At 45.1% G+C, this 11251-nt stretch carries 8 protein-coding genes; all 8 read left to right on the plus strand.

Translation table 11 applies throughout. The annotated features are described in order from the left end of the window. Positions 1 to 584, plus strand: a 584-nt coding sequence (gene hemB / locus ACEW8S_RS03815; RefSeq protein ID WP_373516857.1) for a porphobilinogen synthase, incomplete at its 5' end; no start/stop codon positions are given. A 237-nt stretch (positions 585 to 821) separates the two neighbouring features. Continuing rightward, positions 822 to 2153 carry a serine hydrolase domain-containing protein gene (locus tag ACEW8S_RS03820; protein WP_373516858.1) on the plus strand — a complete coding sequence of 444 codons (1332 nt, stop codon included), beginning with the start codon at positions 822 to 824 and terminating at the stop codon, positions 2151 to 2153. Between the two features lie 197 nt (positions 2154 to 2350). After that, complete coding sequence (locus ACEW8S_RS03825) at positions 2351 to 3508, plus strand: CNNM domain-containing protein (protein ID WP_373516859.1); 1158 nt, start codon at positions 2351 to 2353, stop codon at positions 3506 to 3508. Positions 3509 to 3603: 95 nt separating this feature from the next. Continuing rightward, positions 3604 to 4077, plus strand: coding sequence for a methylated-DNA--[protein]-cysteine S-methyltransferase (locus tag ACEW8S_RS03830; protein WP_373516860.1), 474 nt, complete (start codon positions 3604 to 3606; stop codon positions 4075 to 4077). A 439-nt stretch (positions 4078 to 4516) separates the two neighbouring features. Further along, positions 4517 to 5728 carry a GTPase HflX gene (gene hflX, locus ACEW8S_RS03835; RefSeq protein WP_373516861.1) on the plus strand — a complete coding sequence of 404 codons (1212 nt, stop codon included), beginning with the start codon at positions 4517 to 4519 and terminating at the stop codon, positions 5726 to 5728. Between the two features lie 180 nt (positions 5729 to 5908). Beyond that, on the plus strand, positions 5909 to 6085 hold the full coding sequence (locus ACEW8S_RS03840; protein WP_373516862.1) for a hypothetical protein: 177 nt from the start codon (positions 5909 to 5911) through the stop codon (positions 6083 to 6085). Positions 6086 to 6638: 553 nt separating this feature from the next. Next, positions 6639 to 10676 carry a two-component regulator propeller domain-containing protein gene (locus ACEW8S_RS03845; RefSeq protein ID WP_373516863.1) on the plus strand — a complete coding sequence of 1346 codons (4038 nt, stop codon included), beginning with the start codon at positions 6639 to 6641 and terminating at the stop codon, positions 10674 to 10676. A gap of 134 nt (positions 10677 to 10810) precedes the next feature. After that, entirely contained in the window at positions 10811 to 11230 is a 420-nt protein-coding gene (locus ACEW8S_RS03850) for a hypothetical protein (RefSeq protein WP_373516864.1), read from the plus strand. The last annotated feature ends 21 nt before the right edge of the window (positions 11231 to 11251 follow it).

The raw sequence follows: 11251 nt of genomic DNA on the forward strand, positions 1-11251 counted from the left end.
AAAACGGCAGGATACTCAACGATGAAAGTGCTGAAATTTTAGCGGAAATGAGCGTCAGCCACGCCAACGCCGGAGCGGATTTTGTCGCCCCCAGTGATATGATGGATGGCCGCATTCTTACTATTCGTGAAGCTCTGGAAGACGAAGGCCACACGGATACCGGAATTATGGCCTATAGCGCCAAATACGCCAGTGCTTTTTACGGGCCCTTTCGTGAGGCACTTGATTCGGCCCCCGTAGATGTGAAAAACGTGCCCAAGAATAAAAAGACCTACCAGATGGATTCCGCCAACCGCTTGGAAGCCATCAAGGAAACGCAAATGGACATCGACGAAGGCGCCGATATCGTAATGATAAAACCGGGGCTTTGCTATTTGGATATCGTCCGCGAAATCAGGGATGCCGTAGAGGTACCGGTAGCCGTATATCAGGTTAGTGGGGAGTATGCCATGTTAAAGGCCGCCGCCGAAAAAGGATGGCTCGACCATGACGCCGCGATGATGGAGCAGTTGATTAGTATAAAAAGGGCAGGGGCGAATTTTATTGCAAGCTATTTTGCAAAGGACGCGGTGCGATTGATGTAATCGGACTTCAAATACTCGTTTAAATTCAAATGTCATCCTGAGGCCCTCTGCAAAATTGGGAAAACGGCCGCAATGACATAATTATCTAATTTTCAATAAATTAATCAGTTATGTCAATGATAGCGCAGTCGAAGGGTTGCTAAGGATGCCATGCAATTGATGGGGTAGTCTTTGCATTTGTCATGCAGCTCCCAATATGACAAAAATAGGTCTCCTAATGAAAAGAGTATAGATGCTATGAAATCATTATTTTATATACTTACCGGTTTATTCGTCCTTTCCGTGCAGGCACAAGAAGGTTCTTTGGTAAAATTGGACTTAATTCCCGAGGACGCCCTAGTACATGCTGATCCATCAAAGGTAGGCTTGGACTACACTTACATCCACACCAAGGTCGATTCGATACTAACGGAAGGCATAAAAAAGGAAGCCTTTCCCGGAGCTGTCGTGCTCGTCGCCAAACAGGGTAAAATCATTTTTGAGGAAGCCTACGGGTATCACACCTACGACAGCATCCAGCCCACCGCAAAAGATGACCTCTTCGACCTCGCTTCCGTTACCAAAATTGCAGGAGCCTTACCGGCCCTAATGAAATTGGTCGACGAAGGTAAACTAGACCTCGACAGGCCTTTTAGCGAGTATTGGGAACGGTGGCAAATGAGAAAGGATAAAAAGGATATTACCCTACGCGAAATCTTGGCGCATCAAGCCGGTCTCGAACCCTATATCATCTTTCTTAACGAGGTTATCAAAAAGAACGGCGCCCTAAAACATCGGTTTGTCAAGACCGAACCGAACAATCGATTTCGGCATCAAGCCTTTGATGGACTTTACATAAAAGACCGGTTTAACCGGAAGATGTACCGAATGATTGACCGCTCGGAGGTATCCGAAGAAAAGAAGTACAAATATTCAGGACTCACCTTCCTCATCTTTCCCGAACTGATCGAACAGTTGACCGGCGATTCCTATGAATACTACTTGGAGAAGAATTTTTATTTGCCATTAGGTGCCCCGACCATGGGTTTTAAGCCCAGTACCAAAGAATTCCACAATAAAATAGTGCCCACGGAACAAGACACTATTTTCCGCCATACCCTGACCCAAGGTTGGGTACACGACGAAAATGCTTCTCTTTTAGGCGGCGTATCCGGCAATGCAGGCCTGTTTGCTACCGCTACCGATTTGGCCAAACTCATGCAAATGTATATGCAATATGGCGTTTACGATGGTAAACGCTATTTTTCGGAAAACACGGTCAAGGAATTTATCAAAGTCCAATATCCAGAAAACGAAAACCGGAGGGGTTTGGGCTTCGACAAACCGATATTGGGCAATGATACGTTGCAATTAAAGGATGCCTACCCCGCTCCGGAAGTGAGTCCACAGAGCTTCGGCCATAGCGGTTTTACAGGTACTTTTGTTTGGGCGGACCCGGCAAACCAATTGGTATATATTTTCCTTTCCAATCGGGTCTATCCGTCGCGGGAACATCAAGCTTTGTACGATTTGAATATCCGTTCGGCAGTACAGCAGGTTTTTTATCAAGCGGGTCGCGATGAACGCTAAACGATTTACCCTTTATGTCAACATGATAAACGGATAAAGTAATCGATAATTTGAAATCGTTTTGAAATGTCAGAACTTCATTGTAGAACTAAAAAACATGATTTGGTTCTACATCGAATGTAAAACCGCACAACGACTAGCGATTTGCGTAAAGCCCATATCGAATTAAATGGTATATTGGGCAACAAAACCATTTCATGGGACTACTCATATTCTACGCACTCATTTCCATCTTTTTTTCTTTCCTCTGCTCCATACTTGAGGCGGTGCTGTTAAGCATTACCCCCACGTTCATCAACGTTAAGAAAAGGGAAGGAAAGTCGTATGCGCTCACGTTCGAAGAGCTCAAAAAAGATGTGGACCAACCCCTCATCGCCATTCTGACCTTGAACACTATAGCGCACACAGTAGGTGCCATTTTAGTCGGTGTTCAGGCCAAGGTCGCCTACGTCGAACTCTATGGCAGCTCAGAACAGACGGTTTTCGGGGTAACCTTTACAGAAGAATTGATGGTGGGCATAGTTTCGACGATCATGACCCTACTGATCCTGGTCGCTTCCGAGATTATCCCTAAGACTATAGGGGCCACCTACTGGCGTAATTTGGCGAATTTTGCGTCCAAAACACTGAAATTTATGGTGTTGGCACTCAAATACACCGGACTTTTGTGGGTATTGCAGCTATTTACAAAATTGGTAGGCGGTAAGGCCCATAAAGGCAGTGTTTTGAGTCGTGAAGATTTTACGGTCATGACCGAAGTCGCCCAGGAGGAGGGCGTATTCGAGAAATCCGAATCCACCATTATCAAGAACTTGCTCCGTTTTGACAAGGTTCTGGTAAAGGATGTTATGACACCCAGGGCCGTGATGAAAATAGCTTCGGAAAAAAAGACCGTTGCCGATTTTTTTAAGGATAATCCCAAGTTGCGTTTTTCCCGTATTCCCGTGCACGGCGAGAAGCTCGATCATATTGACGGATTTGTACTGAAGGATACTATTCTTGAAGAAATGGTCAATAATAAAGGTGACACTCTGCTTTCCGAGATCAAACGCGACATTCTGATTACCGAACGCAATACCCCTATTCCAAAATTATTCGACACCCTGGTCAAAAAGCGTGAGCATGTTGCCCTTGTTGTAGACGAATATGGCTCGGTAAGCGGTCTAGTGACCATGGAAGACGTCATTGAAACCTTACTCGGACTTGAGATTATGGATGAAAGCGACAGCGTGGCCGATCTTCAGGAACTGGCCAGAAAAAACTGGCAGCAACGGGCACAGCGGTCCGGCGTGCTTGAGGAAAACGATGGCCCGATTCCCCTAAATCCCAAAGGAAAAACTGGGAAGGAAAATTAGCGCAGATACTGATAATTTTTTGAAAACTCCATTTTGACCTTGACCTTCAGCAAGGGCCTAATGGGAGTTACTTCTAACATTTGTTGATTTTAAGGATGGAAACAGCGTGGATAAAAACACCCCTTGGCACTGCCAAATTGGAAGGCGACGAATACGGGCTGTCGGCCATAAGCATTCTCGACGGCGAAACTGGAGTTGACGATAGGGTTCCGGAAATATTGGAGGACGCCGTCTATCAGCTAAAGGAATATTTTGAAGGGAAAAGAATCGTGTTCGATTTGGATTTAAATCCCGAAGGCAGCGATTTTCAAAAACGGGTGTGGAATGCCCTGCTTGATATCCCCTATGGTAAAACGACTTCCTATCTCAACCTCTCCAAAAATCTGGGCGATGTGAAGGCCATCAGGGCCGTCGCGGCCGCGAACGGTAAGAATCCTTTATGGATCGTAGTGCCTTGTCATCGGGTCATCGGCAGTGACGGCTCGTTGACAGGTTACGCTGGCGGTCTATACCGTAAAAAATGGCTTTTGGACCATGAAAATCCCGTAAAACAGCAATCCTTGTTCTGATCTATACCGACTGACCGGTTTGTAAGTTTTGATTCCTGCGAAATTAGTTTTCAAAAGCTGCACTCTGCCGATAATTCTCGTTAAATACAGGAAATCCGGGCTTCCCATTTTATTCTTGAAAGTACCTACCGACCATGCGGTCGGTTTCAAAATGTTTTGCCAAATAGGTTTAATGGTAACTAATTTCATTCAGGTCGGAAGTATCGCCATCAGAGGGTTTCATCCCATCGGTATTTAGGGAGTTGTCCATTTCTTTATCCATAATATCTTCGCTACAATCGGTCATCAAAGTAATCGATATACATAGAAATGATGAGCTGTCGCTTGTTTTTCCGCATGAAAGATGGCAAATTCGCGATTTTGGCTGGGACGATTGGGGTACTAAAATTATGAAAATAGCTTGCTGGTTAATTTTTAAATTCGCATTTTGTGAGGCAATATGCTAGAAAAACAGTCCATAGAACACGAAAAGGCCGTTTTGATTGGGATCATGAATCGCGAACAGAACGAAGAAAAAGTCACCGAATATCTCGATGAGCTTGAATTCTTGACCTTTACGGCCGGGGGAGAAGTCATGAAGCGCTTCGTTCAGCGGATGGATCCGCCCGATCCCAAAACCTTTATCGGTAGCGGAAAAATGAACGAAGTTGAAAAGTTCGTAAAGGAAAACGATATCGGTTCGGTAATCTTCGATGATGAGCTTTCCCCAGCCCAACAGCGCAATATCGAAAAGCAGCTCAAGTGTAAAATTTTGGATCGTACCAGCCTGATTCTCGATATTTTCGCCCAACGCGCACAGACCAGTTACGCCCGAACCCAAGTTGAGCTCGCACAGTACGAATACCTGCTGCCACGTTTGACCGGCCTATGGACCCACTTGGAACGTCAACGAGGGGGTATCGGCATGCGGGGCCCGGGGGAGACCGAGATTGAGACCGATAGGCGTATCGTCCGCGATCGTATTTCGTTGTTGAAAAAGAAACTGACCAAGATAGATCGGCAGATGGAGACCCAACGCGGCAATCGAGGTGCCCTAGTGCGCGTGGCCTTGGTAGGATATACCAATGTTGGGAAATCTACTTTGATGAATGTCATCAGCAAAAGCGATGTATTCGCGGAAAACAAACTTTTTGCGACCTTGGATACCACGGTACGCAAAGTAGTAATCGGAAATTTACCTTTTTTGCTCAGTGATACCGTTGGGTTTATTCGTAAACTGCCCACGCAATTGGTCGAAAGTTTTAAAAGTACGTTGGATGAGGTCCGGGAGGCCGACTTATTGCTACACGTGGTAGATATCTCGCACCCTCAGTTTGAGGAACACATCGATTCGGTAAATAAAATTTTGGGCGAGATTGATAGCGCTGATAAGAATACCATCATGGTCTTTAATAAAATAGACCTTTACAAACACGAAACGATAGAAGAGGATGATCTCGTCACCGAAAGAACCGAACGGCACTTCTCTATCGAAGAATGGAAACGTACGTGGATGCAGAGGGTAGGCGATAGGGCACTCTTCATTTCCGCCCTCAACAAAGAGAACCTTGACGAGTTCAGAAAAAGGGTGTACGATGAGGTGCGGGATATTCATGTCACCCGTTTTCCTTATAACAACTTTCTGTATCCTGAGCATCTCGACCAGTATTGAGGGCGAATTCAAATTCAAACCCTAATTTCCCCACTTATACACAAAACAATGCCATCCGTACATAAGTACCTTGGCTACGGTCGGTATCGAATTACTTTAGTTTTAAATCATTTGTAGCGTCCTTTTCCTATTAGAATGTAGGTAAAAAGCTCCAATGTAGTTTGACTAATGAAACTAGTAATGAAAAAGTGCCTGTTGATGTTCGCCTTGTTGATTGCGGTCTTGCTCTTGACCGTCTTTACGGAAGTGGAGAAAAATCCTAAATTCGAACAAGAATTTGTTATTGGTAAAGACATAATTGAAAATACAATGTTGGCTAACGAGAGTCGGGATAGCATTAGGGGACGCCTAAAATAATAGTCGTTTTTTTATAAATAACACAAATGTTAAGGATACTCCTACTTTTTTAACAATTTATAGTGTTCATTGTGAATTAATTATGTAATTTTGATATCCCCGAGTTAGTCATATGACGATGGACAGCGCACTTGAGCCATGAATTTTTTTTTGGAATTCATATCCTAACATATAACAATCATCAATGGGGAACACCCTCACAATTTTATGAAACTGCCATTCCAAAAGGTACGGCTCTAGGCACCAGGTTGTTTATTAGAACGTGGTATAGTCCGTCTGATGAAACCAATATTGGGGCACCTAACCAACAATTTGGCACTTGGTGATTTGCTCGATTATAGGTTTCGGGGGAACTACCTGAATCAGCACCCATTAGTGGTACTATCGATTTCGATACATCGGAAGGGCCGTACGGATTGGCGGTATCATACAATTTTTCAAAATTGATTTGGCCGGAGCGAAAATCGTTCCGGCTTTTTTATGGCTTGTTCCCTATGAAAACTTAATCCTTAATTTTCCTATCTTTAAAGTCCTGCAATCGATCCTCCGAAACATGGAATCAGCAAAACGTATAGCGAACAAGGTCAACCTTATTTTTTTGATGATAGTTTTGGGCGGGGTGCAGCCGTTTTACCCCCAATCGCAGATTACCTTCAGACAATTATCGGTAAAGGAAGGCCTTTCGCAGAACAGTGCCATTTCGATTACGCAGGATAGTACCGGCTACCTATGGATCGCTACCCAAGACGGCCTGAACAAATACGACGGCAGAAAGTTCAGTGTTTTTCCCTACACCTTCCTAGATATCACCAAGCCCGATTATAGCAACCTCGGAAAGGTATACAACGATAGGCAAGGAGGTCTGTGGATCATACCCTCGGATAAAATTCCCCGGAAATTCGATCCCAAAAACCAAAAGTTCGAACCTTTGCCCGAAATCGATGATGCCAGCGTCATCTATCAAGGGTGTGACCTGAACGTATATATCGGCACCTATTCCGAAGGACTTTACGTTTTAAGACCGGATACCATCGAACCCGAGCGGGTGCTGCCGTTCTCGGTAGTAGGGGGAACAATCTACAATATCGCCCAAAACAGCGCTGGTACGGTAGTGTTGGCGACCGATGGCCAGCTTTTCGAATACGTCCCCAAGTCCCCAAAAAGAACAGGCATACCTCCAAAGACAAACTACGGTGAAAAAAACGAAGCGAATTTTAGCGATATTGTGTTCGACACCAAAGACCGGGAGTGGATCAGCACTTTTGGGGACGGACTCTATTTCAAGGAAAAAAATGGCGCCGGCTTTCACCGTATCTCCGAACTGGCCTTTACGGATCCGCTTCCCGTGAACCTGAACATTCTGGACCTACATATCGATTCGAAAGGCAGGTTGTGGATCGCTACCTATGGCAGTGGCCTTTACCTAATAGATTTCGACAAGAATACAATTGCCCATTTCGGTGCGGAAAAGCACAATCCCAAGGCCCTCCACTATAACGACATCCTTTGCGTCTATGAAGATTATTTTGGTACTGTTTGGTTCGGCACCGATGGTGCCGGGGCAAGTTACTACGATGAATATCTCGAAAAATTCAATTCCCTGACCAATTATGAGACGCCCGAAGACATCAATATCGATGTGGTACGGACCATAGCGGTCGATAAAAAAAATGCGGTCTGGATCGGCACTTCGGGCAAGGGTCTCACCCGATATGAACCGACGACCAATAGTTGGCAGACCTTCAATGCAGAACCGGGAAACCGCAATACCATTTCTTCGGACCGGATTATGAGTCTTTTTGTCGATGAGGATAACGACCTTTGGATAGGCACCCAGGGCGGTGGCCTCGATATCAGGGGCGCCGATGGAAAGTTCGAACATTTTTCCTACGATTCGAAAACCCTTTTGTCGGCCAATACCATCTGGTGCATCTATAGCGATGATGCCAATCGTATTTGGCTGGGTACTCGTGAGCAGGGCCTTATCCAATTCGATAAGGAAAAGGGGGAAATTAAAAACCTGACATACCGTTCCGAAGAAAAAAATAGTCTTCCCAGCAATAATATACGGACAATCGTTTCGGATGAAAAAGGAAATCTATGGATAGGCACCGAAACGGATGGAATAGCTTATTTCGATATCGAGAAAGGAATTTTTACGACCTATCGACAAAATGGGGACGGCAATTCCCTATCAAGCGATAAGATCAAATCCATTTACTATGACCCGATCGGAAGGCTTTGGATTGGTACCAATGGCGGCGGTCTCAACGCATTCGATATCAAAAATGAAAGATTCCGGACGTACACCGTCGAACAAGGCCTGGCCAACAACGTGATTTATTCCATTTTACCCGATGAAAACGCTAATCTTTGGTTGAGCTCCAACAAGGGCATTACCCAATTCGTGCCGGGCGATACTTTTGAGGCCTTTCCCGAAATTACCAACTATACGAACTACGCCGGGCTCGCCACAGAATTCAATACCGGGGCATCCTATAAAGATGCAAAGGGAAACCTCTATTTTGGCGGATTGGACGGTTTCTATTGGTTCAAACCCAGTAAAATAAAAGAAAATACCCTACTGCCCAAAACGACCATAACCGGTTTTAGCGTTTTCGAGGAGGCCTTCCCGATGACCGATGGCCATTATTTACGGTATGATCAAAACACGGTCTCGTTTAGTTTTTCGAGCCTACAGTACTCGCTTCCCGAAAAAAACAGCTACCAATACCGATTGGTCAATTACGATGAGGCCTGGGTACAGGCGGGCAATACTAATTTTGCCCGTTACACACAATTGCCACCGGGTGATTACCGATTTCAGGTCAAATCGAGCAACTACGATGGAGTCTGGAACGATGACCCTGTTAGTTATGCCTTTTCCATTGCGCCGCCCTGGTATGCCACCCCCTATGCCAAATCCATGTACGCTCTTCTGATATTAGCGTCCGTACTGGCAGTATATGCCTATTTCAAATGGCGTTGGCGTATGCAGCTCGACTTTCAGTTGAAAGAAGAGGAGGCCCTACGATTGAAGAAACTGAACGACCTGAAATCGAAACTGTATACCGACATATCCCATGAGTTTAGAACGCCGCTGACCCTGATTTCAGGGCCTATCGATGCCAAATTGGGCGAGGGAGGACTCACGGATACCGATTTTTCGAATTTTTCGATGATAAAACGTAACACCAACCGCTTGATTACGCTGGTAGACCAACTGTTGCATTTGGCCAAGCTCGAAAAAGGGAAGATGACACTGAAAATTCGTGAGGGAAACCTTGGTCTTTTTCTGGGGATGTTGGCCACCTCCTTCGAATACCGGGCATCCCAAAATAATATGGATTACGACATCCATATCGATACTCTTGAAAGCGCATATTACGATGAGGATGCCCTTGAAAAAATCGTGACCAACCTGCTCTCCAATGCCTTCAAATACGGCCGCGATGGCGGAATGTGCCGGTTCGAGGCAACCAATACGGAGGGGAAATTACAGGTTCGTGTAACGAATACCGTTGAGGAACATTCAGCTGTCGATACCGACAAATGGTTCACCCGTTTTTACCAAAAAGACGAATATGCCGAAGGTGCCGGGGTGGGGCTTTCGTTGGTCAAGGAACTGGTGCAACTTTATCAAGGCGAAATAAACATGCGGATGGAAACGGACGATACCATCCTTTGTCTGGTCGAACTTCCCATCGGGTTCAAAGATGCCGAATACACGGATTTAGTGGGAACACCCACCGAAATAGGACCGACGCATGTAAAAGAGGTCTTCGACACGTTGGACCTTTCTTCCGAAAATTCCACAGAAAACGAGATTGTAAACGAGTTGCCAATTGTGTTGGTGGTAGAAGACCACAAAGAGGTGCGTGAGTTCCTAAAATCCGTTTGGAAAAATAAGTATCGGGTATACGAGGCCGAAAACGGAAAAGCGGGTATCGCAAGGGCCTTGGAAACAGTTCCGGATCTGATCATTACCGACATACGAATGCCGGTATGCGATGGTATCGAACTCTGCGACACCTTGAAGTCAAACGAGAGCACCAGCCATATTCCCATCATACTGCTAACCGCAGGATCAGGCGAGGAGCAAGAATTAAGGGGGTTACGGTCCGGAGCGGACGATTTTGTGGCCAAACCATTTAAGCTTCAAATTTTACAGACCCGGGTCGACAACCTTATACAGACCAGAAAGGCACTCCGGAATCGCTATAGTACGGAATTGGTTTTAGAGGCCAAAGATATTGCCATTACACCCACCGACGAAATTTTCTTGAACCGGCTGCAAAAAGTACTTGACGAACATCTTTCCGATTCGGAATTCAATGCCGAATTTTTTTGTAGGGAGGTCGGTATGAGCCGTATGCAACTGCATCGAAAATTGCTTGCTTTTACGGGATTATCCACAACCGCTTTCATCCGCTCACAACGTTTAAAGCAGGCCCTGCAAATTTTAAGGACCTCCGATGCTTCCGTCAGCGAAGTGGCCTATACGGTCGGTTTCAATACCCCTTCCTATTTTATCAAATGTTTCAAGGAAACCTACAAAAAGACGCCATCGGAATTTCTTCAAACCACTTAAAAAAAGTCTCCTGTTACATATGTTCCATACTTCGTTACATACGTGGCATTCACTTTTTATGAAGTGCTGTAGGTTTGTTTTGTCCGACGGAACAGATTGTGAATCGCTTTATAAACAATAAACAGTTTGGAACCATGAAATATTTAGGGGACTGTTTTTTCTTTATGTTGATGAGCTCCTGTTTTACACTAGGGGCACAGACGTATAGCACCAATGAGACCAAGGTGGTATTGGTAGTCAGTTCAAAAACCGGGGCGGTAACGCAATTGGAACTGTTCCACACTTTTCAAAACAAGAAAAGGGAGGAAATCTATAAAAAGGATAACGACCGCAAATTCTATATCGGTCTGCTCAAGGGCAGCTATGAGATAAAAAATGATATTATAGTACCCAAAGAAAATACCACCATAATCATGTATACCGACAAGCAGATTTTCCTCGAAGAATATTATTTACCCGCAGATCGGCTATTGCCCGGCGACCGTTTTGATTTGGGCAAGATCAAAGCCGAGGTCGTATCAAGTAACAAGGGGGAGCTGATCTTAAAAACCTAACGAACATATTCCCTACAGAAA

Source organism: Pricia sp. (assembly GCF_041745955.1).
Taxonomy (GTDB): Bacteria; Bacteroidota; Bacteroidia; order Flavobacteriales; family Flavobacteriaceae; genus Pricia.